Here is a 26,093-nt window from a genome sequence, read left to right as displayed (position 1 = left end):
GGGGCGGGCTCCGGGGATCTTTGCCGTGAAAGCTGGCCACGTTACGCAGGCTGGGCGGGGATCTCAAGTGTTTGCTAAGCCTGTACCGGCCTCTTCGCGGGCTTGCCCGCTCCCACAGGTACGGCACGTGCGGTGCCTGTGGGAGCGGGCAAGCCCGCGAAGAGGCCAGTCCAGGCGATACAAAATCAGGCAGCCAGAAAAAAGGGCCCAAAGGCCCTTTTCCCGGTCAACCCCCCAGATACGCGTCGCGCACCTTCGGGTCGGTCAACAGTGCTTCACCGGTACCTTGCATCACCACCCGGCCGTTCTCCAGCACATACGCCCGGTCAGCGATCTTCAGCGCCTGGTTGGCGTTCTGCTCCACCAGGAACACCGTCACGCCATCACGGCGCAGCTGTTCGATGATGTCGAAGATCTGCTGGATGATGATCGGCGCCAGGCCCAGCGAGGGCTCGTCGAGCAGCAACAGCTTGGGCTTGCTCATCAGCGCCCGGCCAATGGCGAGCATCTGCTGCTCGCCACCGGACATGGTGCCGCCACGCTGGATATAACGCTCCTTCAGGCGCGGGAACAGCTGCAGCACCTTGTCCAGCTGCTCCTGGTAATCGCCCTTGTCGGTGAAGAAGCCACCCATCGCCAGGTTTTCCTCGACCGTCAGGCGGGAGAACACACGGCGGCCTTCCGGTACCACCGCAATGCTTTTGCGCATGATGTGCGAGGAAGGCTGGCCGACCAGTTCTTCACCCAGGTACTTGATGCTGCCGCTGTGCGCCTGCGGCGAGCCGCACAGGGTCATCAGCAAGGTCGATTTGCCGGCACCGTTGGCGCCGATCAGGGTAACGATTTCGCCCTGGTTGATCTCCACGTTGACGCTGTGCAGCGCCTGGATCTTGCCGTAGAAGGTGGAAACGTTCTCGAACTTCAGCATTTACGCTTCCCCCAGGTAGGCTTTGATCACTTCAGGGTTGTCGCGGATCTCTTCCGGCGTGCCGTGGGCCAGGGGGGTGCCCTGGTTGATCACCACGATATGGTCGGAAATGCTCATCACCAGCTTCATGTCGTGCTCGATCAGCAGCACGGTGACGTTGTGCGACTCACGCAGGTAGGCGATCAGCGCCTTGAGGTCTTCGGTCTCCTTCGGGTTCAGGCCCGCTGCCGGTTCGTCGAGCATGATGATGCGTGGCTGGGTCATCATGCAGCGGGCGATTTCCAGGCGGCGCTGCTGGCCGTAGGCGAGAGTGCCGGCGGTACGGTTGGCGAACTCGGTCAGGTTGACCTTCTCCAGCCAGTACTGCGCGCGCTCCATGGCCTCCTTCTCGCTGCGGCGGAAGTTCGGGGTCTTGAACAGGCCGGCGAAGAAGTTGGTGTTCAGGTGGCGGTGCTGGGCGATCAGCAGGTTTTCCAGCGCGGTCATTTCCTTGAACAGGCGCACGTTCTGGAAGGTCCGCACCACGCCTTTGCGGGCGATCTGGTGCCCGGCCAGGCCCTGGATCGGCTGGCCATCGAGCAGGATGGTGCCGCCGCTGGGCTTGTAGAAGCCGGTCAGGCAGTTGAACACGGTGGTCTTGCCGGCACCGTTCGGGCCAATCAGTGCCACCACCTGTTTTTCCTTGACGGTCAGGCCCACGCCGTTCACCGCCAACAAGCCGCCGAAGCGCATGCTCAGGCCGCTGACTTGCAAAATTTCGCGGCTCATCGACGCAGCTCCATGTGTGGACGTTGCATAGGCAGCAGGCCTTGCGGACGCCAGATCATCATCAACACCATCAGCGCACCGAACATCAGCATCCGGTATTCGCTGAACTCACGCATCAGCTCGGGCAGCAGGATCATCACGATGGCCGCGAGTATCACGCCCAGTTGTGAGCCCATGCCGCCGAGCACGACGATGGCGAGGATGATCGCCGACTCGATGAAGGTGAACGACTCCGGCGTCACCAGGCCCTGGCGCGCAGCGAAGAAGCTGCCGGCGAAACCGGCGAAGCAGGCGCCCAGGGTGAATGCCGACAGCTTGATCACGGTCGGGTTCAGGCCCAGTGCACGGCAGGCGATCTCGTCTTCGCGCAGGGCTTCCCAGGCGCGGCCGATCGGCATGCGCAGCAGGCGGTTGATCACGAACAGCGCCAGCAGGGCCAGCAGCAGGGCCACCAGGTAGAGGAAGATGACCTTGTTGATCGAGTTGTATTCCAGCCCGAAGAACTCATGGAAGGTCTGCATGCCCTCGGCGGCACGGCGCTCGAAGGTCAGGCCGAACAGCTCCGGCTTGGGGATGTTGCTGATGCCGTTGGGGCCGCCCGTCCAGTCGGTGAGGTTACGCAGGAACAGGCGGATGATCTCGCCGAAGCCGAGGGTCACGATCGCCAGGTAGTCACCCCGCAGGCGCAGCACCGGGAAGCCGAGCAGGAAGCCGAAGGTAGCGGCCATCAGGCCGGCGATCGGCAGGCATACCCAGAAGCTCCAGCCCAGGTAGTGCGAGAGCATGGCGTAGCTGTAGGCACCGACGGCGTAGAAGCCGACGTAACCCAGGTCGAGCAGGCCTGCCAGACCGACCACGATGTTCAGGCCCAGGCCCAGCAACACGTAGATCAGGATCAGCGTGGCAATGTCTACCGCACCGCGCGAGCCGAAGAACGGCCACACCAGTGCAGCGACGATCAGGCCCATGATCACGTAGCGCTGGGTTTTCGGCAGGGTCAGGTAGTTGCTGACAGCCGGCGGGATCAGCTTGCGGTCCGAACGGCGGCCCATCACCGAGTTCCACTGCTTGTCGAACAGCACGCGCAGGAACATCAGCGCCGAACACACAGCGATGATACTGATGGTGAACGACCCTTGGCTGTGCACCGCCAGGCTGATGCCGTCGATGCTCAGTTTCAGGCCCAGCACCGGGAAGGCCACGGCCCATACCAGCAAGGCGCTGAAGAACGCCTGTTTGAGATTTCTGTTCATACTTTTTCAACCTCCGGGCGGCCCAGGATGCCGGTCGGCCGGAATAGCAGGACAAGAACCAACAAGCCGAATGCCACCACGTCCTTGTACTGGTCGCCGAAGATATCGGCACCGAACGCTTCGGCCACGCCCAGCACCAGCCCGCCGAGCATGGCGCCCGGAATGCTGCCGATGCCACCCAGCACCGCCGCGGTGAAGGCCTTCAGGCCCACCAGGAAACCGGCGTTGGGGTTGATCACCCCGTACTGCATGCTCAGCAGCACGGCCGCCACCGCCGCCAGGGCGGCACCGATGACGAAGGTGAGGGCGATGATGTTGTTGGTGTTGATGCCCAGCAGGTTGGCCATCTTGATGTCCTCGGCACAGGCGCGGCAGGCACGGCCCAGGCGAGAACGGGAGATGAACAGGGTGAGGCAGGTCATGGCCACCAGGGTGACCACGAACACCAGGATCTGCATGTAGCTGATCAGTACTTCCTCCGCACCGCCCGGCCCGAACGAGAAACTGCCGGGGATCAGGTTGGGGATGGACTTGTCCTTGGAGTCTTGCGACAGCAAGACGGTGTTCTGCAGGAAGATCGACATGCCGATGGCGGAAATCAGCGGGATCAGGCGGTTGCTGTTGCGCAAGGGGCGGTAGGCAACCCGTTCGATGCTGTAGCCATAGGCACTGGTGACGAAGATCGTCGCGACGAAGGCGACGGTCATCAGGATCGGCAGCGAATGGATACCCATCATGGCCAGGCCCGCCAGGGCGATGAAGGCCACGTAGGAACCGATCATGTAAACCTCGCCGTGGGCGAAGTTGATCATGCCAATGATGCCGTACACCATCGTGTAGCCGATGGCGATCAAGGCATAGGTGCTGCCGATGGTCAATCCATTAACCAGTTGTTGGAAGAAATGGTAGATCTCAGGCATTACAGCGCTCCTAAAAACCTGATTTGCATTTCGCTGGCGGGGGTACGGCCAGGAAACCGCGGGTGACGGTTTTAAGATTTTCAGGTGAACCCGCCCCCGGATCGCGGGGATCAGGCCCATGAACCTCGTAAAACAAAGCCCACTGCTCGCACAGTGGGCTCCTAGGTCAGCTATTAGTCACGCAGTTACTGAGGGGAGACTTCGGTCTTCGGCTTGCCGAAGTGCCATTCGTAGACCACGAACTTGAAGTCTTTCAGGTCGCCTTTGGCGTCGAAGGAAAGGTCGCCGGTCGGGGTTTTGAAGGTACCGGCGTGGATGGCCTCGGCCACTTTCTCGGCGTCTTCGGACTTGGCGGCCTTGATGCCTTGGGCGATCAGCTCGACAGCCGAGTAGGCCGGGAACACGAACGGGCCGCTTGGGTCCTTGCCGTCAGCCTTGATGGCGTCGACGATCTTCTTGTTCGCAGGGTCCGCGTCGAACGACTTCGGCAGGGTCACCAGCAGGCCTTCGGAGGCATTCTGGGCGATCTGCGAAATGGAGTCGTTGCCTACGCCTTCCGGGCCCATGAACTTGGCTTTCAGGCCCTTTTCCTGAGCCTGGCGCAGGATCAGGCCCAGCTCTGGGTGGTAGCCGCCGTAGTAGACGAAGTCGACGTTGTTCTGCTTGAGCTTCTGGATGATCGAGGAGAAGTCCTTGTCACCAGCGTTCAGGCCTTCGAACACGGCAACCTTGGTGCCTTTGCCTTCCAGGGTCTGCTTGACCGCGGTAGCGATGCCTTCACCGTACTGCTGCTTGTCGTGCAGGACGGCGACCACCTTCGGCTTGACGTGGTCGGCGATGTAGTTGCCGGCAGCCGGGCCCTGGGCGCTGTCCAGGCCAATGGTACGGAAGATCAGCTTGTAGCCACGGGCGGTGATTTCCGGCGAGGTAGCGGCCGGGGTGATCATGATAACGCCTTCGTCTTCGTAGATGTCGGACGCAGGCTGGGTGGAGCTGGAGCACAGGTGGCCGATGACAAACTTGACGCCGTCGTTGACCACTTTGTTGGCGACTGCAACGGCCTGTTTAGGGTCGCAGGCGTCGTCGTATTCCTTGGCTTCGAGCATCTTGCCATCCACGCCGCCCGCGGCGTTGATATCCTTGATGGCTTGCTTTGCGCCGATGAACTGCATGTCGCCGTACTGGGTCACAGGGCCGGTCTTTGGACCTGCGATCCCGATCTTGATGGTATCGGCGGCAAACGAATGGCTGGCTACCCCTGCCAGAACCATTGCGGCGAACAGCTTGGAAATCTTGATCATAGTGCTCCACTCATTCTGTTGTAATTCTTATAGTCCTGGCGGCCAGGGCTACAGACCGGGCGGGATTTGCGGCGTGGCCATGCCAACGCGCAAGCCCACCTTCCCCCGGAACATGTCCCGGAACTGTACCGGTACAGTGTAGAGCGCTGTTCGAGCGCTTGAAAAGCGGTCGAAAAGTGCCTGCTTCCTGGGTTGTCGCTTGATCGACACAAAGATACAGAAAGGCGCCATCAAACTGCCTGCATCTGCGACCCCGGCCCACACGTTCGGGATCAATCGACCAAATTACATATTTGAAACCGGGTTTTTCTGCAAAAATGCCGGCCTTTTTTATTGGCCGATTTTTGTGGATACCACCCATGACTGATCAAACAAGCACCCTCTATGCCAAATTGCTTGGCGAGACAGCAATCATCGAGTGGAAAGCGCTGGAGCGTTTCTGGGCCAAGGGTGACCTGATTTGGGTCGACCCAAGCCTGGACCTGATCGCAGTAGCCGAGGCAATGGCCGAGAATCGCAGCGAGATCTTCGCCAAGTGGCGTAGTGATGGCACTGTCGGGCCAGTGACGGCCGAGCAGGCCCAGGAGCTGCAAAGCCGCGATCCAGAGATCTGGGCGGTGGTGGTTTCGCCGTTCATCGTGATCCAGATGAAGCGCGCGGCAGAGGCATGATCGTTTTTGGTGCGCAAAAATGCGCAGCAGCTCCGTTTTGGTGCTCGAAGGCGTTCAAGGCGGGTAGAGGTAAGTAACAATTCGGCGTGGCGGTAACAGTTTACGGGATGCGTAATGGGGGCTGCTTTGCAGCCCTTCGCGGGCACGCCCGCTCCCACAGGTTGTGTGTTGTTCTCCAGAGCAGCACCGGCCCTGTGGGAGCGGGCGTGCCCGCGAAGGCCGCAAAGCGGCCCAGATCGATATCGAATCTGTCTGGAGTCATTGATGAGCACTGCACTACCTTCGCTTGGATTCGCCGGCATCGGCCTGATGGGCCTGCCCATGTGCCGCCGCCTGTTGGCCGCGGGCTACCCGCTGACCGTGTGGAACCGCAGCCCGGACAAGTGCGCGGCACTGGTTGCCGCCGGCGCGCGCCTGGCCAGCAGCCCCGCCGAGCTGTGCCGCGACAGCGACATGCTGCTGCTGTGCCTGGCCGACACGGCCGTGGTGCGTGAGGTGGTGTTCGGCGAGCACGGCATTGCCCAGGGCGGGCGCAGCGGCCAGTTGCTGATCGATTTCTCCAGCCTGGAACCCACCGCCACCCGTGAAATGGCCGCCGAACTGGCGGCGCTGTGCGGCATGGCCTGGCTGGATGCGCCAGTGTCCGGTGGCACGCCCGGGGCCGAAGCCGGCACCCTGGCGATCATGGTCGGTGGCGAGGTGGCCGACCTGCAGCGCGCCCGCCCGGTGCTGCAGGTACTTGGCCAGCGTGTGACGCACATGGGGGCGGTGGGCGCCGGCCAGGTGACCAAGGCCTGCAACCAGATGATCGTGGCCTGCAATGCCCTGGTGATCGCCGAAGTGGTGGCCTTGGCGGAACAGTCCGGCGTCGATGCGACGCTGATCGCCGAAGCGCTGGCGGGCGGCTTTGCCGACTCCAGACCGTTGCAGATCCTCGCGCCGCAAATGGCCGAGAGCCGCTTCGAACCGATCAAGTGGCACGTGCGCACGCTGCTCAAGGATCTCGATGGTGCGGTCAAGTTCTCCCGCGAGCAAGGCTCGGCGACGCCGCTCAGTGGCCTCGCTGCGCAATTGATGCGCCTGCACGCAAGCCAGGGGTACCTGCAAAAAGATCCAGCGACTCTGGTTGAACTGTACCGCAGCAAGGGTTGAATGCAGCGCTGGGGTACTGCAGCCGCTCCAGCAGCGGCCGCAGTTCGGCCAGCGGCTCCGGGCGGCCCAGCAGGTAGCCTTGCAGGTAGTCGCAGCCGTGCGCTTCGAGGAACGCCAGCTGTTCGGTGCTTTCCACCCCCTCGCTGACTACCTGCAAATGCAGTGTATGCGCCATGACGATGATCGCCTGGACGATCTCGCGGTCTTTCTGGCTGCCCGGTACATCCTGCAGGAAGCTGCGGTCGATCTTCAGCACGTCCAGCGGCAGACGCTTGAGATAGGCCAGTGACGAGTAGCCGGTGCCGAAGTCATCGATTGACAGCGCCACGCCCAGCGCGCGCACGTGCTTGAGCAGGTTGACCGTGCGCTGGATATCACCCATGAGGGCGTTCTCGGTCACTTCCAGCTCCAGCTGCCAGGGCGAGAGCCCGGCGTGAAACAGCGCCTTTTCCACTTCATTGGGCAGATCGTCGTGGCTGAGGGTGACGGCCGAGCAATTGACCGTGACCTTGAGGCTGCCGTACCCGTGGCGCTGCAGGTAGGCCAGGTCGGCGCAGGCGTGGCGCAGTACCCACAGGTCAAGGTCGATGATCAGGCCATTGGCTTCGGCGATGGCGACAAAACGCTCGGGCCCGAGCAGGCCATGTTGCGGGTGTTGCCAGCGCACCAGGGCTTCCAGTTTGGCCACTTGCCTGCTGCGCAGGTCGAAGATTGGCTGGTAGTGCACGCACAGCCCATGTTCCTCGAGCAGGGCCACCCGCAGTTCTTCTTCCAGTTGCAGGGCAATCGAGGCCTGGGTCTTCAGGCTGTCGTTGAAAAAGTTCAGGCTGTTGCGTCCGCTGCCCTTGGACTGGTACAGGGCGAGGTCGGCATGCTTGAGCAGCTCTTCGGCGCTGGTGCCGTCGTCGGGGAAAATGCTGATGCCGATGCTGGTGGTCATGACCATGCGCCGGCCGCCCAGGTCGATGGGCTCTTTCATCCGCTGCATGATGCGCTGGGCCAGATGGCGGGCTTCGTCGCGGCTGTTGAGGCTGGTAACCACGCAGAACTCGTCACCGCCAAAGCGCGCGACCAGGTCGTGGGTGCGGGTGGCAGCCTTGATGTGGCTGGCGATCACTTTGAGCAGTTCGTCGCCAGCGTCGTGGCCAAGGCTGTCGTTGATGCGCTTGAAATGGTCGATATCGAGGAACATCACCGCCAGGCGGTTTTCCGTGGCCTGGTGTTCGGCCAGGCGTTCGGCGAACACCTGGTTGAAACCGCGACGGTTGACCAGGTTGGTCAGGGCGTCGTAGTGCGCGGCCTGTTGCAGCGAGGCGCGGGCCTGGTCCAGCTGGCTGAGCAGCACGCTGACCCGACGCAGGTCGTGCTCCTTGCTTTGCAGCTTCTTGTCGGCCAGCGCGGTACTGATGCTGGCAGCACTGATCAGCAGGGTGATGAAGCCGATGCCCAGCCCCAGTTGCACGCTGTTGTCGCCTGAGGGAAGGCGCAGGGCGGTGTCGGCCGGGATGACGAGGGTCATGGCCGACATTGCGGTGAAGTGGGTGGCAACGATGCCGCCGGCAATCAGCAGGCTGGCGCCGTATTTCATGGCCTGGTGCAGGGTGCCGCTGCCGTGACGGAAGTAGCGGGCCAGGCACAGCGCTGTCAGGCTGGTGAGCAGCGCAATGGTGGCAGATGCCAGCAGCAGGCCGGTCTGGTAGTACTGGCGGGCGCCGGTTTCCAGGGCGGCCATGCCGACGAAGTGCATGAGAATGATGCCCAGGCCGATCAGCATTGCACTTTGCAGGTAATGGTGTGCGTGCATCTGTCTGCGGTCGAGGCTGTGCATGGCCACCCAGGCGACGGCCAGGGCAATGAGCAGCGAAAGAATGGTCAGGGAAGCGTCATAGTGCACTTCCACCGGCGCCTGGAAAGCCAGCATGCTGATGAAGTGCATGGCCCAGATGCCACCTGCCAGGCAGCAGGCACCGAGCATGTTCCATTGGCGGTGGGCAGTAGGGTCTTCGCTGTGGGATTGGCGCTCGGCCATGTCCAGTGTGGCGAAGCAGGCCGTACAGGCGACGAGGTAGGCGAGCAGAACCAGGAACGGTTCATGCCGGCAATCGATGACGATGCGCCCGGTTGACGGGAGGTCGGCGAACAGTTGCAGCCCCAGCCATTCCATGGAATGCCTCATGTTCGAGTTTTCACTCGTCTGCGCTATAACCCTGTGCAGACTGTCCAGAGGCAGTATAGGAAGAGGTGGTTAAGCCTTCCTGACTAATGGCACTTTGATTTCTACGATTTGGTTATGAGCCTGATCGCAGCGGGGAATATGCAGCAGGTGGATGGCACCGGCTCCGCCGGTGTTCGCGGGCATGCCCGCTCCCACAGGTACCGCATAGCGCTTCAGCCTGGTGCGGTCTCTGTGGGAGCGGGCGAGCCCGCGAAGCAGGCGCCGCGGCGCCTGCCCTCTCAGCCAGCCACCAATACGCGAATGGCTTCCAGGCGCAGGGCGGCCTTTTCCAGCATCGCCAGGCCTTCTTCGCGCTGCTTGCGCAGCGCTTCGATCTCGCTATCGCGCACGCTCGGGTTGACCGCTTGCAGCGCGACCAGGCGGGCCAGCTCTTCGTCGGCTTCCGCGGTCAGCCGGCGCTGGGCCTCGGCCACGCGCTCCACGTGGGTCGGCATGACCTTGGCCTCGCCACTGCCGATGCGCTGGGCCAGCACGTCACGCTGGGCCTGGACGAACTTGTTGGCGCTGGCGCGCGGCACGCTTTCCAGCTGGTCGTTGAGGGTTTCGAAGGCCACGCGGGACGCCAGGTCGTTGCCGTTGGCATCGAGCAGGCAACGCAAAGCCGCCGGTGGCAGGTAACGGCCCAGCTGCAGGCTGCGCGGTGCCACCACTTCGCTGACGAACAGCAGTTCAAGCAGCACGGTACCGGGTTTGAGCGCCTTGTTCTTGATCAGCGCCACGGCGGTGTTGCCCATCGAGCCGGACAGTACCAGGTCCATGCCGCCTTGCACCATCGGGTGTTCCCAGGTCAGGAACTGCATGTCCTCGCGCGACAGCGCCTGGCCACGGTCGTAGGTGATGGTCACGCCTTCGTCGTCGCCCAGCGGGAAGCTGGCGTCGAGCATCTTCTCGCTCGGTTTGAGGATCAGGGCGTTCTCGGAATGGTCTTCGCTGTCGATGCCGAAGGCGTCGAACAGGGTTTCCATGTAGATCGGCAGGGCGAACTGGTCGTCCTGTTCGAGAATGGCCTCGACCAACGCCTGGCCTTCGCCGGCACCGCCGGAGTTGAGCTCCAGCAGGCGGTCACGGCCGGTATGCAGTTCCGCCTCCAGGCGCTCGCGCTCGCTGCGGGCGTCGGCCACCAGGGCTTCCCAGGCCTTGCTTTCGTCGCCGTCGAGCAGCGGCAGCAGGCGCGGGCCGAACTGGTGCTGCAGGGCGTTGCCGGTTGGGCAGGTGTTGAGGAAGGCATTGAGGCCTTCGTGGTACCACTGGAACAGGCGCTCTTGCGGGCTGCCCTGCAGGTACGGGACATGCAGCTGGATGGTGTGCTTCTGGCCAATACGATCGAGGCGGCCGATGCGCTGTTCGAGCAGGTCCGGGTGCGCCGGCAGGTCGAACATCACCAGATGGTGGGCAAACTGGAAATTGCGGCCTTCGCTGCCGATCTCGGAGCAGATCAGCACCTGCGCGCCGAACTCTTCGTCGGCGAAGTAGGCGGCGGCACGGTCGCGCTCGAGAATGCTCATGCCTTCATGGAACACCGAGGCCGGGATACCGGAGCGCACGCGCAGGGCGTCTTCCAGGTCCATCGCGGTTTCGGCATGGGCGCAGATCACCAGCACCTTGGTGCGCTTGAGCATCTTCAGGGTGTCGATCAGCCAGTCGACGCGCGGGTCGAAACGCCACCAGCGCTCGTCGTCAGCCACCTCGCCCTGGGCCTGGAAGGCGACTTCCGGGTATAGCTCGGCATGTTCGCCGGCTGGCAGCTCGCGGTACTGATCGGGCGTGGTCAGTGGGTAAGGGTGCAGCTGGCGCTCCGGGAAGCCCTGGATTGCTGCGCGGGTGTTACGGAACAGCACACGGCCGGTGCCGTGGCGGTCGAGCAGCTCACGGATCAGGCGCGCGCTGGCCTGGGTATCGCCGTCGCTGACCGCCGCCAGCAGGGCTTCGCCTTCGGCACCCAGGAAGCCCTGGATGGTGGCGTGCGCCTTGGGCGACAGGCGGCCTTCGTCGAGCAGTTCCTGTACGGCTTCGGCCACCGGGCGATAGTGCTCGCTCTCGGCGCGGAAGGCGGCCAGGTCGTGGAAACGGTTGGGGTCGAGCAGGCGCAGGCGGGCGAAGTGGCTGTCCTGGCCGAGCTGTTCGGGGGTGGCAGTAAGCAGCAGCACACCCGGAATTACCTGGGCCAGCTGTTCGACCAGGCCGTATTCGGCGCTGACCTGGTCTTCGTGCCAGACCAGGTGATGGGCTTCGTCCACCACCATCAGGTCCCAGCCGGCGGCGAACAGCGCGTCCTGGGCCTTTTCGTCGTCGACCAGCCACTCCAGGGCCACCAGCGCCAGCTGGGCATCCTCGAACGGGTTGCTGGCGTCGCTTTCGATGAAACGTTCGGCGTCGAACAGGGCCACCTGCAGGTTGAAACGGCGGCGCATTTCCACCAGCCACTGGTGCTGGAGGTTTTCCGGCACCAGGATCAGTACGCGGCTGGCGCGGCCCGACAGTAATTGGCGGTGGATCACCAGGCCGGCCTCGATGGTTTTACCCAGGCCCACTTCGTCGGCCAGCAAGACGCGCGGCGCGCTGCGGTCGGCGACTTCGCGGGCGATGTGCAACTGGTGGGCGATGGGTTGGGCGCGGCAGCCGCCCAGGCCCCACAGCGCCGACTGCATCTGCTTGCTGGTGTGCTGCAGGGTGTTGTAGCGCAGGCTGAACCACGACAGCGGGTCGATCTGCCCGGCGAACAGGCGGTCGCTGGCCAGGCGGAACTGGATGAAATTCGACAGCTGGGTTTCTGGCAGGGTGCGCGGCTGGTTCTGCCCGTCCAGGCCGTGATACACCATCAGCCCGCCGATGTCCTCGACCTCGCGCACGGTCAGCTTCCAGCCCTCGAAGTGGGTGATCTGGTCACCTGGCGAGAAGCGCACGCGGGTCAGCGGCGCATTGCGCAGGGAATACTGGCGTGTGTCGCCAGTGGCCGGGTAGAGCACGGTCAACAGGCGGCCATCCTGCGCCAGGATGGTACCCAGGCCGAGCTCGGCTTCGCTGTCGCTGATCCAGCGTTGCCCCGGTTGATACTGCTGCGCCATACTGCCTGAACTCCCGCGATGAAAAAGCCGATTATGTTAACGGATCGGCCGGTCAGACCAAAGTGCCGAGCGCATCGAAAGGTGCCGAAATGCAATAGCTAGTGCAACAGTCTAGCCGCTTCATCGCCCCCCACCGCGCTGCCGACGAGGGCTCCGGATCAACATGTCTGCCAAGCACCGCTGGATAAGCACCTCGATGGCCATGGGCAGCCTGCTGCTGCTGGGTGCCTGCGAGCAGAAAAACTTCGAGACCTTGCCCGCCATCCCGATGGAACAGCTTGAGGTGTTGGGCGTGCAGACGCCGATCAAGAGCGTGCACTTTCGTGACCGTGACGGTGAAGGCCTGCTGGTATTGAGCCGCAGTGATGGCCAGGCCAGTGATCCGGAAAGCGAGCAGGAAGTGGACAAGGTGGTACTCAAGGCCACGCTGTACGGGCGCACCGCCGAAAACGACGCGTTCAAGGCGCGCTGGCAGATCGAGCAGGAAACCACTTGCCCGGGCCTGGACCTGGATGTGGACTTCTATAACGATGTCAGCGATGTCGGCGACCTGAACAAGGATGGCGTCGCCGAGGTGACGGTTGCCAGCCACGCTTTCTGCGGCGGCGGTATCGACCCGCACGACATCGCCATCGAGATGCGTGAAGGGCAGGCCAGCTACAGTATCACCGGCCAGTCACTGATTAGCCCGGCAGGTGAAGAGCCGATAGGTGGTGAGCGCGAGGACAGTGCTTCGCTCAAAGGTGCGCCGCAGGTGCTGCGCGAGCACATGGACGCGGTCTGGCAGCAGGTATACAAGCGGCCCTGGAGCGAGGCCAGCCCGCCAACCGACGACGAGCCCGACGAAGAAGCCGAATAAGTGTTGCGCCTGCCATCAAGGTAAACCCGCGCCTGCCGATACAGGGGGCATAGGAGAACGTCCATGCTGCCGCCGATCATTCCGCTAAGTGCTGCCCCGGTGACCTCGCAACTGGACCCGGTCAAACCGACCCCCGACATCAAGCCGGTGGTGCCGACACAGCCTGCATCCGGTGAAAGTGCCATCGACCTCAAACACCAGCGTGACCCGCAGGAGCAGACGCTGCTGTTGCGCGATGAGCAGCGCCGCCAGCAGCAACGGCGGCGGCAGAGCGATGACGAACGCTACAGTGCGATGCCGGGTGACGAGGTAAACGCCGACAACACCGTACCGGTGGCACCGTTGATGGGCGAGCACGTGCGCCAGGGGCTGCTGGTAGACATCGAAGTCTGACGCGGGGCTGGTCAGCGCCTGCGCCTGGCTTCATCATGCAAGTCTCAGTTGATCGTCGAGCCCACCCATGAGCCAAGACAACCTCATCGATTTCGATGCCGAACGCGCCAAGCGCGTCCATGACCTCAAGGAAAAGCGCCTGAACGAAATGCGCAATGCGTTCGAGCAGGCCCTGCCGTTGAACAGCGCCAGGAAAAGGAAGCCCAAGGGCAAGCCGAAGAAGCGCTGAAACTTGACGCAGGTCAACCCAGCACCCGCCTCGCGTGCCCGGCCCCGGGCACCATTGACACCGATCAATTTTTCCTACCCCCATTTTGGTTAACGTGCACCCATCGGACAACGGCAAACGAATGGGGAGGCCAGCATGTTCTTCGACAACGTGGTTATCGCCGGAGTGGTAACGGTCGGGTTGATGGTCGTCTTCTTTGCCGGTCTGGGCATTTTCATCTGGAAGGACTCGAACAAGCGCAAGCCGCGCTGACCTTCCGGGTACACGAGCACGCAAGGCATTTAGGGCGACTTCGGTCGCCCATTTTTTTGCCTGGGATTTTGCTTTGCCGGTACCGGCCTCTTCGCGGGCACGCCCGCTCCCACAGGAACCCCACAAGTTTCAGACTGTGCGCGGTCCCTGTGGGAGCGGGCGTGCCCGCGAACGGGTCAGCACAGGAGAACGCGATTTCACTAAAGATGATTAGCTAGCTAATTAGTTGTTTCCGTTTTATCCTTCCCGTCATTGTCTATCTTTTCAGTAACACCACCCCCCGCAAGGTCCGCCGCGTGCCCATCACTCTCCAGGCCCTTTTCGCCCCCAGCAGCCTCGCCCTCAAGTTCGCCATCAAGACCCTGCTCGGTGGTGGCCTGGCGCTGTGGCTGGCGATGCGCTGGGGCCTGGAGCAACCCTCCTGGGCGCTGATGACCGCTTTCATCGTCGCCCAGCCGCTGTCGGGCATGGTGGTACAGAAGGGCTTGGCGCGGCTGGCCGGCACCTTGGTCGGTACGTTTGCATCGGTGCTGTTCATCGGCCTGTTCGCCCAGACCCCATGGTTGTTCCTGCTTACCTTGGCCCTGTGGCTGGCCCTGTGCACCGCCGCGTCCACCCAGCTGCGCAGCGCCTGGGCGTATGCCTTCGTGCTGGCTGGCTACACCGCGGCGATCATTGCCCTGCCGGCCATCGACCACCCGTTGCAGGTGTTCGACCAAGCCGTGGCGCGCTGCACCGAGATCTGCCTGGGTATCTTCTGTGCCACCGCCAGCAGTGCCTTGCTCTGGCCCATGCGGGTAGAGCAGCAACTGGGCGGGCAGGCCCGCCAGGCCTGGCAGAACGGTCTACAGGCCGCCAGTGCCATGTTGGGCGGTGAAGACGAGGCGCGCAAAGGCTTGCTGGAAAGCCTGGGGCGTATCGTTGCGATCGACAGCCAACGCGAACACGCCTGGTTCGAAGGCAACCGCGGGCGCCAGCGTGCCCGCGCCGTTCGTGGCCTGAGCCAGAAACTGATGGTGCTGCTGCGCATCTCCCGCTCGGTACGCCGGCAGTGGCGGCAACTGGATGAGCGCGAAGCCGAACACCTGGCGCCCTGGCTGAATGAGGTGCGGGCACTGCTCGGCAAGCCCGACCGGCCCAGCCTGTTGTTGCTGCGCCAGCGCATCTGGGATGCTGCCCACGATGAACAGATCAGCCCGGCGGAGCACTTCTGCCTGGCGCGCATGGCTCTGCTGCTGGATTACGCCATGGCCGCCAGCCAGGCGCTGGAGGATGTGGAGGCGGGCAGGGCGCCCAAGGATATGTCCCAGGGCCTGGCCGCCCACCGCGACTGGTCGCTGGCCTTGCTGTTCGGCTCACGCAGTGCGCTGGCCTTTCTGGTAATGAGCAGTTTCTGGCTGGCCACCGCCTGGCCTTCGGCACCGGGCGGGCTGGTGCTGACCTGCGTGGTCTGCAGCTTGTTCGCCAGCCGCGAAAACGGTGCGCAGATCGGCCTGAGCTTTTTACGCGGGATTTTCCTGGCGATACCTGTGGCGTTTCTGGTCGGGCAGATACTGCTGCCGCAATGGAGCAGCTTCGCCATGCTCTGCCTGGGCATGGGCGTGCCGCTGTTTCTCGGGGCGCTGGGCATGGCTCACCCACGGACCGGGGCCACGGCCACCTCCTATTGCCTGCACTTCATCGTGCTGGTGTCGCCGCTTAACGCCATGCAGTTCGGCGTGGCCACCCTGCTCAACAGTGCCTTGGCCATGCTGGTGGGGGTATCTGCTGCGGTGATGGCCTTCCGTTTGTTGGTGTTTCGCCACCCGGCCTGGCTGGGCCAGCGCCTGCGCGCGGCGACCCAGAACGACCTGGTGCGCCTGACCCGGCGCGACCTGCGCGGGGCCGACAGCTGGTTTGGCGGGCGCATGGCCGACCGCCTGATGCAGCTGGCACGGCATGCCGGCGAGTTGCCCGAGAGCGAGCGCAAACGCTGGGACGACGGCCTGCACGGGTTGGATATCGGCGACGAACTGGTGCATCTGCGCATGTGTCTGGCGGTCGCCCAGGCCCCGTTGGGGCGTGCCGAGCGTGAATACCTGCAGCAGGTAGAGGCCGTGCTGTCCAAAGGGCCGGCGCCAGGGCGTGGCCAGCGCCTGGACGCTGCCAGCGAACAGTTCATTGGTGCCTTGCGCCGTCTACCCTCAAGCGATCCGCTGCGCTTGGCCGAAGGGGCGGTGCTGCAATTGCAGAAAAGCTGGGGCAAGTGGTGCCGCTGGCAGGAGGAAGCCCATGGGGTTGCGTGAGTGGGAAGCAGGCGGCGTACTGTTCAGCCCCTTCCTGGTTTATGTGTTGATGGCGCTGGTGCTGACCGGGTTGCTGCGTCTGGTGGTGCAGGCCACGCCGTTGGGGCGCTGGATCTGGCATGAGGCGCTGTTCGACGCGGCGCTGTTCGTTTGTGTGTTGTTCCTGGTAGTGCGACTGCTGGGAACCTTGTGAAGGAGTGTTTCGATGCGTGCGGCCGTACGTACCTTGGTCACCTTGTGTGTGGTGGCCCTTGCCGTGTTCGCCGGCTATCAGCTGTGGCAGTACTACATGCTCACCCCCTGGACCCGTGATGCCCGTGTGCGCGCCGATGTGGTGGTGATCGCCCCCGATGTGTCGGGCTGGGTGCGCGAGCTGAAGGCGCGTGACAACCAGCGGGTCAAGGCCGGCGACCTGCTGATGACCATCGACCGCGAACGCTTCCAGGCCGCTTTCGACCAGGCCAGTGCGGTAACCGAGACCCGCACCCAGCAGCTACGTCTGCGCGAGCGTGAGGCGGCCCGGCGTACCGCCCTGGGGCCGGAGGCGATCAGTGCCGAGTTGCGGGAAAACGCCCAGATCAACGCGGCCATCGCCCGCGGTGAACTGCATGAGGCCGAGGCACAGTTGCAGGTTGCCAGAATCAACCTGGCGCGCAGTGAAGTGCGGGCGCCGCGCAGCGGGCATATCACCAACCTGCGCCTGGCCGAGGGCAACTATGTGAACACCGGGGAATCGATGATGGCCCTGGTGGACGATTCAACCTTCTATATCCAGGCCTATTTCGAGGAAACCAAGCTGCCGCGCATTCGCGTGGGGGATGCGGTGAGGGTGTGGTTGATGGGCGCAGGCGAGCCGATGCAAGGGCATGTGGAGAGCATCAGCCGCGGGATCACCGACCGCAACAGCAACCCGGACAGCCAGTTGCTGCCGGAGGTTGAACCGACCTTCAATTGGGTGCGCCTGGCGCAGCGCATACCGGTGAGGATTCGCCTGGACCAGGTGCCTGAGGGGGTGACCCTGAGTGCGGGCATGACGGCCAGTGTGCAGGTGCATGAGCAATAAGGCGGGGGCCACTCCGTGGCCCAATCGCTGGCAAGCCAGGCTCCCACAGATACTGCACAAGGCTTGAGGTCCATGCGGTGGTGGCAGCAACTGGCCTGTGTTGCCTGTCCTGGCCTCATCGCCGGCTAGCCAGCTCCTACAGGTACTGCACATGGCTTGGGATCAATGCGGTCGAGGTGGAAGCTGGCTTGCCGGCGATGGGCCGCAAAGCGGCCCCGGATTCCCGATTTCAAAGAAACATCCCGCCCGACACCTCCAGCCGTTGCCCGTTGATCCACCCATTGCCCTCTTCCAGCAGCAGCGCAATCGCTGCGCCGATATCATCCGGCAAGCCGACCCGCCCCAGCGCCGTGTTGCCAGCAATGTATTCATTCACCTGGCGGTTATCCCGCACTACGCCGCCGCCAAAATCAGTCTCGATCGCCCCCGGCGCCAGAATGTTCACGCGAATACCACGCGGCCCCAGTTCCTTGGCCTGGTAGCGGGTCAGCACCTCCATCGCCCCCTTCATCGCGGCATAGGCGGCATACCCCGGCAACGCGAAGCGCGCCAGGCCGGTGGAAATGTTGACGATGCGGCCATTGTCGACCAGTAGCGGCAGCAGGCGTTGGGTAAGGAAGAATGGCCCTTTCAGCTGGATATTCAGCAACTGGTCAAACTGCGCCTCGCTGGTTTCGGTGTAGGGCACGTTCAAGCCGATCCCTGCATTGTTCACCAGGAAGTCGAATCGCTCGCGGCCGAAGTGCTGTTGCAGGGTTGTGCTCAGGCGTTCGGCAAAACCGGCAAAGCTGGCGATATCGCTGACGTCGAGTTGCAGCATGGCAGCCTTGACCCCGGCCTGCTCGAGCCGGGTGGCCACGCCGTGGGCTTCCTCCGCCTTGCTGTGGTAAGTGCCGATGACATCGATGCCGCGTGCGGCCAGGTGTTCGGCAGCGTTGCGGCCCAGGCCGCGGCTGGCGCCAGTGATCAGGGCAATCTTGCGAGTCATGGTGAAGACCTCATGGTGGGTTGATGAGCACAGGTTATTGGTCACTGTTGTGCTGTTAAATCCAGGAGATTTGGCAATACTGTTCGGTAAAACCGAATAGTCGAGGTGGCAAGTGAACAAGCTGGAGTTGTTACGCACTTTTGTGCGGGTCAGTGAGGTCAGCAGTTTCACCCTGGCTGCCGAGAGCCTGGGGCTGCCACGCTCGACCGTGTCGGAGCAGATCAGGGGGCTGGAGCGTTTGCTCGGTACGCAGCTGTTCAACCGCACCACCCGCCGGGTGCAGGCAACCCAGGATGGTGCCTTGCTGTACGAGCGCAGCAAGGACCTGCTGTCGGGCATGGAGGAAATCGAGAGCCTGTTCCGTGCCGAAGATGCCGAGCTGGCCGGGCGCCTGCGGGTCGACCTGCCGACCATGATGGCCCGCCGGGTCATCATCCCGGCGCTGCCGCAGTTTCTGCAGCGCTTTCCGCGCCTGGAGGTAGAGCTCAGCTGTACCGACCGCCAGGTCGACCTGCTGCGTGAGGGCTTCGATTGTGTGATGCGCATTGGTGCCCTGCACGACCTGGATGTGGTGGCGCGTCCGGTCGGGCAACTGAGCATGCGTAACTGTGCAAGCCCCACCTACCTGGCCCGCTACGGTGTGCCGCGCACGCTGCAGGACCTGGCCGGGCACCACCTTGTGCATTACGTGCGCACCCTGGGGGCGCGCAGCGCCGGTTTCGAGTACCTGCAGGGCGGTGAATTGCACTGCCAGGCCATGGCCGGCGTGGTCACCGTCAACAATGCCGAGGCCTACTCGGCGGCCTGTCTGGCCGGGCTCGGGCTGATCCAGGTGCCAGCAGTGGGTGTGGCCGAACACCTGCGGCGCGGCGAACTGGTTTCGGTACTGGAAGGCTGGCAGGCCCCGGCGATGCCGGTGTCACTGCTGTATGCGCGGCAACGGCACGTGCCGCGTCGGGTGCAGGCCTTCATGCAGTGGCTGGGCGAGGTGCTCCATTCTCAGGTGGACAGTGGCCGCTGATCGATCAGAACCGTAGCGCTGGTGCGGCGGCTTGCGTTAGGCTGCCAGTCACGAGTTGCCCGGCAGAGGCGACCCTTCCCCCGCCTGGCGTGCGTATCTTCCGATTTCATTGCGAGGTTACGTCATGGCCATTACTTCCCAGGACATCTGCAACGCTGCCGACCAGCTCATGGGCTTTGTCGGTTTTCATGCCAAGCGCGGTGTGCATATCGTACGTTTTTCCGAAGATTCGTTCGGCATGGACGTGGCCGACGCCAGCATCACGCCCTGCAGCGAGTTTGTCTGGCGGCACGAGCAAGGGCAGCGCATGGCCCTCTGCCGTGAACGGCTGACGCTATTGCTGGAGCAGCATGTGGATGACCGTTTGAACATCGGTGAACCGCTACGCACCTACCTGCGCCGGCGCGACCTGCCGGAAATCGTGGCTGAGCGCAGCTTGCAGCCACCTTGCTGAAAAATGCCTGTGGGAGCGTTCAAACTTACGCTACGGGTGAGGTGCCGAGCGCTGGGATGTTTGCTGCAACAACGCCGCGAGCCCGGCACTGTCCAGCGGCCGGCTCATGTAGTAGCCCTGCACTTCGTGGCAATGGTCATTTGCCAGTGCCCTGAGCTGCTGCTCGCTCTCCACCCCTTCGGCCGTGACCGTCAGCCCCATCGCTTCGCCCAGATTGATGATGGCCTGGACCACGGCGCGGTCACTGCCGCCTGTGTTGCTCAGCCCGCCGATGAAGCGCTTGTCGATCTTGATGCTGTCGAACGGGTAGGTACGCAGGTAGCCCAGCGACGAGTAGCCGGTGCCGAAGTCGTCCATGTTCAGGCGCACGCCCAGCTCCTTGAGCGACAGCATGGTGCCCAGCGCGCCTTCAATATCGTTGAGCATCACGTTCTCGGTAATTTCCAGCTCCAGGCGCTGGGCAGGGAAGGCGGTTTCCAGCAGGATCTCGCGCACATCGGCCACCACATCGCTGCGCAGGAATTGCGCAGGCGAAAGGTTCACCGAAACCAGCACGTCGGCGGGCCAGTCGTGGGCAGTGCGGCAGGCTTCGCGCAGCACCCAGCGGCCCAGCGCCACAATGATGTCGCTCTGCTCGGCCAAAGGGATGAAGGTATCCGGCCCCAGCAACCCCTCCTGCGGATGTCGCCAGCGCACCAAGGCCTCGACCGCGACGATGCGCAAGTCGCTGAGGCGGTAGCGCGGCTGATAGTACAGTTCGAATTCCTGATTGCGCAGGGCCCGTCGCAGGTCGTTCTCCAGTTGGCGGCGGTACTGGATCTGCTGGTTCATTTCGGCAGCGAAATAGCGCCAGGTGTTCTTGCCGTCGGCCTTGGCCTGGTACAGGGCGATATCGGCGCAGCGGATCAGTTCCCCGGCATCGAAGCCCTGGGTGCGGGTCTGGGCGACACCGATGCTGGCGCCAACGTGCAGGGGCTGGCTATCGAAGACGATCGGTTGCTGCAGCAGGCTGATCAGGCGCGCACAGAAACGGTCGATCTCGCTGCGGTTGTCCATGCCGCCGAGCACCAGCAAAAACTCGTCGCCGCCCAGGCGCGCGACCATGTCGCCATCGCGTGTGCTGTCGCGCAGGCGTGTTGCTACCTCCTGCAGCACGGCGTCACCGGCGGCGTGGCCGAGGGAGTCGTTGATCGGCTTGAAGTTGTCCAGGTCCAGTAGCAGCAGGGTCAGTGGCGGCGAATCGTTGCCGCGCAACAGTGCCTGCTCGAGGTGCCGGGCGAGCTTGTTGCGGTTGGCCAGCCCGGTCAGCGGGTCGTGCAGCGACAGGTGCTGTATGCGCGCATGGGCGTCGACTTCGTCGGTGATATCGCTGGCGGTGCCGCGATAACCCACGGGCTTGTCGTCGAACCAGATGGCGCGGGCCGAAATCCGGCAGTAACGGTTCTGGCCATTCTGGTCGCGGTAGGTGCAGCGCAGGTTGGCCAGTTGTTGCGGGTCGGCCGCGGCCAGGGCATCCAGCCACGGCGAAAGCGGCGTGGTGTCGCAGGCCAGCAACTGATTGAGCGGCTGGCCGAGCCAGTCGTCCACCGCGTAGCCGGTGACGTTGACAAAGCGTTGAGAAAGGTAGGTCAGGCGTTGTTGCCGGTCGGTTTCCCAGATCCAGTCGGAGGCCGACTCGGCCACCGCGCGAAAACGTTGCTCGCTGGCCTCCAGCGCCCGGTTGCTCTGCTGCAGATCGGCGAGCGTACGGTCGATCGCCCGCGAACTGCGCAACGCATGGCGGAACAGGTACAGCATGATCAGACCGAGTATCAGCAAGGCACCTGCCAGTGGGGGCAATACCGCCCGCAACAACTGATGCCCGGGTAGCGGGCTGCTCCAGGACAGGTGGTAGCCGGTATCGCCGAGGTCGAGGCGCAAGTGGTCGTGCTCACCCACATCATTTTTTTCCACGTGCATGCCGGTAAGGCCGGCACCGCTGCTCAGCTGTGCCAGCTTGTCCTCGGTGAGCTGGTCGACAAAAAGCATTACCGGCGCCTTGCTCACCTCGCTGTCGGTGACATCCCGATCAGGGCGCACCGCCGCGGCACTGAGCACGGCCGGCCAACCGTTGAACAGGACAAAACGGGTGATCTGTTCACGTGGGGCCGCCGCCGCCCGGGCCTGGTCGATGATTGGCTGAAGTGCCGCATCAATATAGGTATCGGCCGATGCCTGGGTAGGCTTGCCCTTGAACAGGGCATACGTGGTGCGTGCATCCTCCACCACGAACACCCCTTCATAGCCGCTGGCGCTGTACAGCGATTCGCCCACGTTCTTTTCTTCGTAGGCCCATTTCCAGTCGGCCTGGCCCGCCAGGTGCTCGAAAGCCGCATCCCAAACGGCGTAGCTGGACAGAAACTGGCGCGAGGCGAGCAACCGCTGTTCCAGCGCCTTGGTCGCCTGCGAGGCACTGCGCTGGCGCTCCTGGTGGTCGAGAGTGGCCGCAATATTGAACAGGGCGCCGAGGATGACCAGGCAGACCAGGCCGAAAATTGCGCTGAAACCGGCAATGAGGCGACGCACCTGGAAGCGTGGTGCAGGGCTGGCGGGTGGAGGGTTGGCGGTCCTGGCCATGCGCGGGCAGCTCCTTCAGGCAGCCTCCCGCCAGGCAGTCAGGAAGGAGGTTCAATCAGGATAGGCCAGCCTGAGCGCCGCGGTGCCGCTGTGGGCAAAAATTGACCTGGTCGCGGCCAGCATGCTTGGCGGTGTATAGCGCCTTGTCCGCTTGTTCGAGCCAGTGTTCGGGTGACGCCAGGTCGACCTCGAATGCCGACAGGCCGATACTCAGGCTGATGCGCAGGTGCGGCAACTGCGGGTTGCGGTAACTGGCGACCCGCTCGCGCAGGCGCTCCATGGCCTGGCAGGCCTGGGCCTCGCTGGTGTCCGGCAGGAGCACGCAGAATTCATCACCGCCGTAGCGCCCGGCCTGATCGCCTTCGCGCAGGTTACGCCGCAGCTCGGTGCTGAGCTGGCGCAACACACAGTCGCCGACCACGTGGCCGAAGGTGTCGTTGATGGTCTTGAAGTGGTCGATGTCGATCAGGGCAATCACCGCACTCCCTTGTTGCTGCTGGCAGGCCTGGAACTTCAGCTGCAGCAGGTCTTTCCAGGCACCATGGTTGAGCAAGCCCGTCAGGCTGTCGGTGAGGCTCAGGGCGCTCAGGCGGCGCTTGTGGTCGGCGAGCTTGATCGCCAGTTGGTAGCAGACCCAGCCCAGCGCCAGCGGATAGAGTGTCAGCATCGGCAGGCAGGCATAGACCTGCAGGGGCGTGGCGTTCAATTGCAGGCCCGGGCCGAGCAGCAGGATGGCGACGAACATGCCCGCCAGTTGGGCCAGCACCCCGCGCACGACCATGCGTTTGCCGCCGGCGGCGACATTGTTCATGGTCATCATCGACAGCACGGTCACGCTGGGCAATGGATTGAAATGCATGGCGGCCGCCCAGAACCCACCCATCAGGGAGTCCAGCACCAGGTTGCGCTGTTCTGCCTGGTAAGGCATGGCCGAACGGGTGGCCCACAGGTAGGCCACATGCGGCCACAATAAGCCGTTGAACATTACCAGCAGCCATGTCCAGGTGGGTGGGGACAGCGGCGCCATGGCCGCCATGACGCTGAACATGCCGATCCCCAGGCCGATGACACGCGGCAAGTAGATGCGTTTGGCGAATGAAAGTCCTTTGCCGCTGCGTTTATCCATCTTGGCCATCGTTCTTCTGCTGAAGCACCGTTTATCGCATAACCTGCATGAATATTGTTGAACAGTGTTTCATCGACGAAAAATGACCTTACAAGCCAATTCACGGTTGATTCGATCACTGTGGGATAGCATGAAGGCTTTCCTGTTGCCAGGAGTGTTGCTGATGGTTCCTTTGACTAGCCCTGCCGGCGAGCCGGCGCCCCAGCGGGAAGGGCGTTTTCACAACCAGGCGTTGTTGCCTCAGGATGGCGTATTGAAGAAGCTGCGCATCGGGCTCAAGTACCTGTTCTTGCGCAAGCCGCCGGAAACCCGGCCGGCCAAACCGGTCAGCCTCCAGCCCATGACCCGCCAGCAGGTGCTCGACGCACCTGACCGCAGCCTGTGGCGCCTGGGCCATTCCACGGTATTGCTGAAGTTGCGCGGGCGCTTCTTCATTACCGACCCGGTATTCGCTGAGCGCGCCTCGCCGGTGCAGTGGGCCGGCCCGCTGCGTTTTCATGCGCCACCCCTGGCGCTGGACCAATTGCCACCGTTGGCTGCAGTGGTACTGTCCCACGATCACTTCGACCATCTGGACGAACAGGCCATTCGCCAACTGGCGCCGCGCACGGACGTGTTCCTGGCGCCGCTGGGTGTAGGCGACTTGCTGATGACCTGGGGCGTGGCACCGGCAAAGGTGCGGCAGCTGGACTGGTGGCAGCAAAGCGAGGTCGAGGGCGTGCGTTTTGTCGCCACCCCGGCTCAGCACTTTTCCGGGCGTGGGCTGCTGGACAGCAACCGGACCTTGTGGGCGTCCTGGGTGATCGTCGACGAGAATGTGCGGGTCTTCTTCAGTGGCGATACCGGCTACTTCGATGGGTTCAGGCAGATTGGCGAGCGCTTCGGGCCATTCGACCTGACCCTGATCGAGACCGGGGCCTACAACGTCGCCTGGCCCGATGTTCACATGCAGCCGGAGCAGAGCCTGCAGGCCCATCTGGATTTGCGCGGGCGCTGGCTATTGCCGATTCACAACGGCACCTTCGATTTGTCCATCCACGGCTGGCAGGAGCCGTTCGAGCGCATCCTGGCGTTGGCCAACCAGGCACAGGTGCGCCTGAGTACGCCGCAAATGGGGGAGCGGGTCAGCCTTGACACTCCGCATGCCGGACAGAACTGGTGGCAACCGCGGCCTTTGCGTCAGCGCGGCCAGGCAAAAGAGCACGTGGTAACGGCAAGCTGAAGTTCATTGGTTGCCATTGTTGCGGCGCGGGGAGTGTGGCTGGTCCTTCTTCAGTAGCCGCGAGGGCGGTTTGCCGCTGTCGCTGCGCACCTGTGCATGGCTGATCAAGCCAAAGATGAAGCTGCCGCCGATGATGTTGCCCGCCAGTGTCGGCAGGGCGAACTCCAGCCAGAAGCTGCTCCAGGTTTCATCGCCGGCCCAGACCAGATAGGACACCTCGACCGAGCCGACCACGATATGAGTGAAGTCACCCAGGGCCATCAGGTAGGTGATCATCAGGATTATCCAGATCTTGGCGTGTTCCATCGACGGAATCATCCACACCATGGTGGCGATCATCCATCCCGATACGATGCCTTTGGCGAACATCTGGCTGACATCGTTCTCCATGACCTTGCGGCCAACCTCCAGGAAGGCCACGTCTGTCTTGCTGTCGAAGATCGGCAGCTCGAGCATTACCCAGGCCACCAGCAAGGTGCCGGCGAGGTTGCCAAGCAGTACCACGCTCCAAAGGCGCAGCAGGCGCCCAAAGTTGGCCAGGGTAGGGGCGGTCATTACCGGCAACACGGCGGTCAGGGTGTTTTCGGTGAACAGCTGCTGGCGCGCCAGTATTACTGCAAGGAAGCCTGCACTGTAGCCGATGCTGGCTATCGCCTGGGCACTGTCGCCCTCCGGCAGGCGAGCGTAGAACAGGCCCATGGCCATGAGCGACAGCCCCATGGACAAGCCTGCGGCCAGTGCCGACCACCATAGTGCGGCGAGTGTACGTTCCAGTTCCTGGTCGCCCTGGTAACGAATGATCTCGTGCAGTACTGCCGCGCGGGGCGGTTGGTTAAGGCTGACTTCCTGCTCCTCGTCCGCCGACAGGCCTGGGGTTTTCTCGCTCTGCGCGTCGCTCATGGCCGCTACGCTCCGTTGGGTGGTGTTTCTCTACAGATTCGCGGCGCTTTCATTAGTTGCCGTCGAAGGTAAAGCGCCGGTAGAAAGTTTTTTCAGATCAAGGTGTTGACTCTGATCTCAAAGCGCGTATTATTCGCCTCCTCGCAGCGATGAACGCCTCGAGGCAAGTGGTAAGTTGTTGAAGTTGAAGGGTTTCGAAAGAAATCGGTTGTAAAAAACTTCAAAATAAACGCTTGACAGCAAATGAGGAAAGCGTAGAATGCGCGCCTCGGTTGAGACGAAAAGCTCTTAACCAAACGCTCTTTAACAAATCGAATCAAGCAATTCGTGTGGGTGCTTGTGAGTACGGACTGATAGTCACAAAGATTATCAGCATCACAAGTGGCCATGC

The 26,093-nt window shown here is 63.1% G+C and carries 22 protein-coding genes and 1 pseudogene; 12 read left to right on the top strand and 11 right to left on the bottom strand.

Annotated features, from left to right (window positions below):
* Positions 1–226: 226 nt before the first annotated feature.
* From CAF70_RS25425 to CAF70_RS25405, 5 genes are all read right to left on the bottom strand, one after another.
* Positions 227–928, bottom strand: a complete 702-nt coding sequence (locus CAF70_RS25425; RefSeq protein WP_013973921.1) for an ABC transporter ATP-binding protein — start codon at positions 926–928, stop codon at positions 227–229.
* Positions 929–1,696: a high-affinity branched-chain amino acid ABC transporter ATP-binding protein LivG gene (gene livG, locus CAF70_RS25420; RefSeq protein WP_085627348.1), complete on the bottom strand. Its 768-nt coding sequence runs from the start codon at positions 1,694–1,696 to the stop codon at positions 929–931.
* Positions 1,693–2,949 carry a high-affinity branched-chain amino acid ABC transporter permease LivM gene (locus CAF70_RS25415; protein WP_085627347.1) on the bottom strand — a complete coding sequence of 419 codons (1,257 nt, stop codon included), beginning with the start codon at positions 2,947–2,949 and terminating at the stop codon, positions 1,693–1,695. The genes livG and CAF70_RS25415 overlap by 4 nt, the downstream gene beginning before the upstream one ends.
* Positions 2,946–3,869, bottom strand: coding sequence for a high-affinity branched-chain amino acid ABC transporter permease LivH (livH, locus tag CAF70_RS25410; RefSeq protein ID WP_025340356.1), 924 nt, complete (start codon positions 3,867–3,869; stop codon positions 2,946–2,948). Before livH ends, CAF70_RS25415 begins: the two co-directional genes overlap by 4 nt.
* 185 nt (positions 3,870–4,054) lie before the next feature.
* The gene (locus tag CAF70_RS25405) at positions 4,055–5,170 is read right to left on the bottom strand and encodes a branched-chain amino acid ABC transporter substrate-binding protein (RefSeq protein WP_085627346.1); all 1,116 of its coding nucleotides are present in this window, start codon (positions 5,168–5,170) and stop codon (positions 4,055–4,057) included.
* Positions 5,171–5,529: 359 nt separating this feature from the next.
* On the opposite strand from CAF70_RS25405, the gene CAF70_RS25395 reads away from it, so the two are divergent.
* A complete protein-coding gene (locus CAF70_RS25395) occupies positions 5,530–5,841 on the top strand; it encodes a DUF2288 domain-containing protein (protein WP_085627345.1) in 312 nt (103 codons plus the stop codon).
* Positions 5,842–6,105: 264 nt separating this feature from the next.
* Complete coding sequence (locus tag CAF70_RS25390; RefSeq protein WP_085627344.1) at positions 6,106–6,993, top strand: NAD(P)-dependent oxidoreductase; 888 nt, start codon at positions 6,106–6,108, stop codon at positions 6,991–6,993.
* Here the strand turns inward: CAF70_RS25390 and CAF70_RS25385 are convergent.
* Positions 6,893–9,157 carry a bifunctional diguanylate cyclase/phosphodiesterase gene (locus CAF70_RS25385; protein WP_085627343.1) on the bottom strand — a complete coding sequence of 755 codons (2,265 nt, stop codon included), beginning with the start codon at positions 9,155–9,157 and terminating at the stop codon, positions 6,893–6,895. The two genes, CAF70_RS25390 and CAF70_RS25385, sit on opposite strands and share 101 nt — an antisense overlap.
* 290 nt (positions 9,158–9,447) lie before the next feature.
* The gene (gene rapA, locus CAF70_RS25380; RefSeq protein ID WP_085627342.1) at positions 9,448–12,294 is read right to left on the bottom strand and encodes an RNA polymerase-associated protein RapA; all 2,847 of its coding nucleotides are present in this window, start codon (positions 12,292–12,294) and stop codon (positions 9,448–9,450) included.
* A gap of 163 nt (positions 12,295–12,457) precedes the next feature.
* On the opposite strand from rapA, the gene CAF70_RS25375 reads away from it, so the two are divergent.
* From CAF70_RS25375 to CAF70_RS25355, 7 genes are all read left to right on the top strand, one after another.
* A complete protein-coding gene (locus CAF70_RS25375) occupies positions 12,458–13,153 on the top strand; it encodes a M949_RS01915 family surface polysaccharide biosynthesis protein (RefSeq protein ID WP_085627341.1) in 696 nt (231 codons plus the stop codon).
* 63 nt (positions 13,154–13,216) lie between these two features.
* Positions 13,217–13,546 carry an aspartate-semialdehyde dehydrogenase gene (locus tag CAF70_RS25370; protein WP_085627340.1) on the top strand — a complete coding sequence of 110 codons (330 nt, stop codon included), beginning with the start codon at positions 13,217–13,219 and terminating at the stop codon, positions 13,544–13,546.
* Between the two features lie 67 nt (positions 13,547–13,613).
* Positions 13,614–13,775 carry a hypothetical protein gene (locus CAF70_RS27755; RefSeq protein WP_178076430.1) on the top strand — a complete coding sequence of 54 codons (162 nt, stop codon included), beginning with the start codon at positions 13,614–13,616 and terminating at the stop codon, positions 13,773–13,775.
* A 135-nt stretch (positions 13,776–13,910) separates the two neighbouring features.
* Positions 13,911–14,027, top strand: a complete 117-nt coding sequence (gene ccoM / locus CAF70_RS28040; protein WP_025340347.1) for a cytochrome c oxidase subunit CcoM — start codon at positions 13,911–13,913, stop codon at positions 14,025–14,027.
* 296 nt (positions 14,028–14,323) lie between these two features.
* On the top strand, positions 14,324–16,312 hold the full coding sequence (locus CAF70_RS25365; RefSeq protein WP_085627339.1) for an FUSC family protein: 1,989 nt from the start codon (positions 14,324–14,326) through the stop codon (positions 16,310–16,312).
* A complete protein-coding gene (locus CAF70_RS25360; RefSeq protein WP_085627338.1) occupies positions 16,299–16,505 on the top strand; it encodes a DUF1656 domain-containing protein in 207 nt (68 codons plus the stop codon). The genes CAF70_RS25365 and CAF70_RS25360 overlap by 14 nt, the downstream gene beginning before the upstream one ends.
* 12 nt (positions 16,506–16,517) lie before the next feature.
* On the top strand, positions 16,518–17,375 hold the full coding sequence (locus tag CAF70_RS25355) for an HlyD family secretion protein (RefSeq protein ID WP_085627337.1): 858 nt from the start codon (positions 16,518–16,520) through the stop codon (positions 17,373–17,375).
* A gap of 229 nt (positions 17,376–17,604) precedes the next feature.
* On the opposite strand, the gene CAF70_RS25350 is transcribed toward CAF70_RS25355, so the two are convergent.
* Positions 17,605–18,363: an SDR family NAD(P)-dependent oxidoreductase gene (locus CAF70_RS25350; protein WP_085627336.1), complete on the bottom strand. Its 759-nt coding sequence runs from the start codon at positions 18,361–18,363 to the stop codon at positions 17,605–17,607.
* 112 nt (positions 18,364–18,475) lie between these two features.
* Between CAF70_RS25350 and CAF70_RS25345 the strand changes: the two genes are divergently transcribed.
* Positions 18,476–19,384: a LysR family transcriptional regulator gene (locus CAF70_RS25345; RefSeq protein WP_085627335.1), complete on the top strand. Its 909-nt coding sequence runs from the start codon at positions 18,476–18,478 to the stop codon at positions 19,382–19,384.
* Between the two features lie 124 nt (positions 19,385–19,508).
* On the top strand, positions 19,509–19,838 hold the full coding sequence (locus CAF70_RS25340) for a DUF2025 family protein (protein WP_085627334.1): 330 nt from the start codon (positions 19,509–19,511) through the stop codon (positions 19,836–19,838).
* Positions 19,839–19,868: 30 nt separating this feature from the next.
* Here the strand turns inward: CAF70_RS25340 and CAF70_RS25335 are convergent, their stop codons facing one another.
* Positions 19,869–22,454, bottom strand: a complete 2,586-nt coding sequence (locus tag CAF70_RS25335) for an EAL domain-containing protein (protein WP_085627333.1) — start codon at positions 22,452–22,454, stop codon at positions 19,869–19,871.
* Positions 22,455–22,505: 51 nt separating this feature from the next.
* A pseudogene (locus CAF70_RS25330) lies at positions 22,506–23,580 on the bottom strand (diguanylate cyclase).
* A 130-nt stretch (positions 23,581–23,710) separates the two neighbouring features.
* Here CAF70_RS25330 and CAF70_RS25325 point away from each other — a divergent pair.
* Positions 23,711–24,802, top strand: coding sequence for an MBL fold metallo-hydrolase (locus CAF70_RS25325; protein ID WP_085627332.1), 1,092 nt, complete (start codon positions 23,711–23,713; stop codon positions 24,800–24,802).
* Between the two features lie 3 nt (positions 24,803–24,805).
* Here CAF70_RS25325 and CAF70_RS25320 read toward each other — a convergent pair whose 3' ends face one another.
* Positions 24,806–25,702: a formate/nitrite transporter family protein gene (locus tag CAF70_RS25320; protein WP_085627331.1), complete on the bottom strand. Its 897-nt coding sequence runs from the start codon at positions 25,700–25,702 to the stop codon at positions 24,806–24,808.
* Positions 25,703–26,093: the final 391 nt, after the last annotated feature.

Origin of the sequence: Pseudomonas sp. B19(2017) (assembly GCF_002113165.1) — a bacterium.
In the GTDB taxonomy this organism is placed as follows: domain Bacteria; phylum Pseudomonadota; class Gammaproteobacteria; order Pseudomonadales; family Pseudomonadaceae; genus Aquipseudomonas.
The sequence above is the reverse complement of the archived record's forward strand: the minus strand, read 5'-3'. Positions and strand labels throughout refer to the sequence as shown.

What these genes read in the sequence shown, in the direction of transcription:
- CAF70_RS25405 (WP_085627346.1), bottom strand. Translation starts at nt 5,170, where the DNA reads ATGATCAAGATTTCCAAGCTGTTCGCCGCAATGGTTCTGGCAGGGGTA.
- livG (WP_085627348.1), bottom strand. Translation starts at nt 1,696, where the DNA reads ATGAGCCGCGAAATTTTGCAAGTCAGCGGCCTGAGCATGCGCTTCGGC.
- CAF70_RS25370 (WP_085627340.1), top strand. Translation starts at nt 13,217, where the DNA reads ATGCTGCCGCCGATCATTCCGCTAAGTGCTGCCCCGGTGACCTCGCAA.
- CAF70_RS25395 (WP_085627345.1), top strand. Translation starts at nt 5,530, where the DNA reads ATGACTGATCAAACAAGCACCCTCTATGCCAAATTGCTTGGCGAGACA.
- CAF70_RS25325 (WP_085627332.1), top strand. Translation starts at nt 23,711, where the DNA reads ATGAAGGCTTTCCTGTTGCCAGGAGTGTTGCTGATGGTTCCTTTGACT.
- CAF70_RS25425 (WP_013973921.1), bottom strand. Translation starts at nt 928, where the DNA reads ATGCTGAAGTTCGAGAACGTTTCCACCTTCTACGGCAAGATCCAGGCG.
- CAF70_RS25360 (WP_085627338.1), top strand. Translation starts at nt 16,299, where the DNA reads ATGGGGTTGCGTGAGTGGGAAGCAGGCGGCGTACTGTTCAGCCCCTTC.
- livH (WP_025340356.1), bottom strand. Translation starts at nt 3,869, where the DNA reads ATGCCTGAGATCTACCATTTCTTCCAACAACTGGTTAATGGATTGACC.
- CAF70_RS25375 (WP_085627341.1), top strand. Translation starts at nt 12,458, where the DNA reads ATGTCTGCCAAGCACCGCTGGATAAGCACCTCGATGGCCATGGGCAGC.
- ccoM (WP_025340347.1), top strand. Translation starts at nt 13,911, where the DNA reads ATGTTCTTCGACAACGTGGTTATCGCCGGAGTGGTAACGGTCGGGTTG.
- CAF70_RS25335 (WP_085627333.1), bottom strand. Translation starts at nt 22,454, where the DNA reads ATGGCCAGGACCGCCAACCCTCCACCCGCCAGCCCTGCACCACGCTTC.
- CAF70_RS25340 (WP_085627334.1), top strand. Translation starts at nt 19,509, where the DNA reads ATGGCCATTACTTCCCAGGACATCTGCAACGCTGCCGACCAGCTCATG.
- CAF70_RS25320 (WP_085627331.1), bottom strand. Translation starts at nt 25,702, where the DNA reads ATGAGCGACGCGCAGAGCGAGAAAACCCCAGGCCTGTCGGCGGACGAG.
- CAF70_RS25415 (WP_085627347.1), bottom strand. Translation starts at nt 2,949, where the DNA reads ATGAACAGAAATCTCAAACAGGCGTTCTTCAGCGCCTTGCTGGTATGG.
- CAF70_RS25355 (WP_085627337.1), top strand. Translation starts at nt 16,518, where the DNA reads ATGCGTGCGGCCGTACGTACCTTGGTCACCTTGTGTGTGGTGGCCCTT.
- CAF70_RS27755 (WP_178076430.1), top strand. Translation starts at nt 13,614, where the DNA reads ATGAGCCAAGACAACCTCATCGATTTCGATGCCGAACGCGCCAAGCGC.
- CAF70_RS25350 (WP_085627336.1), bottom strand. Translation starts at nt 18,363, where the DNA reads ATGACTCGCAAGATTGCCCTGATCACTGGCGCCAGCCGCGGCCTGGGC.
- rapA (WP_085627342.1), bottom strand. Translation starts at nt 12,294, where the DNA reads ATGGCGCAGCAGTATCAACCGGGGCAACGCTGGATCAGCGACAGCGAA.
- CAF70_RS25390 (WP_085627344.1), top strand. Translation starts at nt 6,106, where the DNA reads ATGAGCACTGCACTACCTTCGCTTGGATTCGCCGGCATCGGCCTGATG.
- CAF70_RS25385 (WP_085627343.1), bottom strand. Translation starts at nt 9,157, where the DNA reads ATGGAATGGCTGGGGCTGCAACTGTTCGCCGACCTCCCGTCAACCGGG.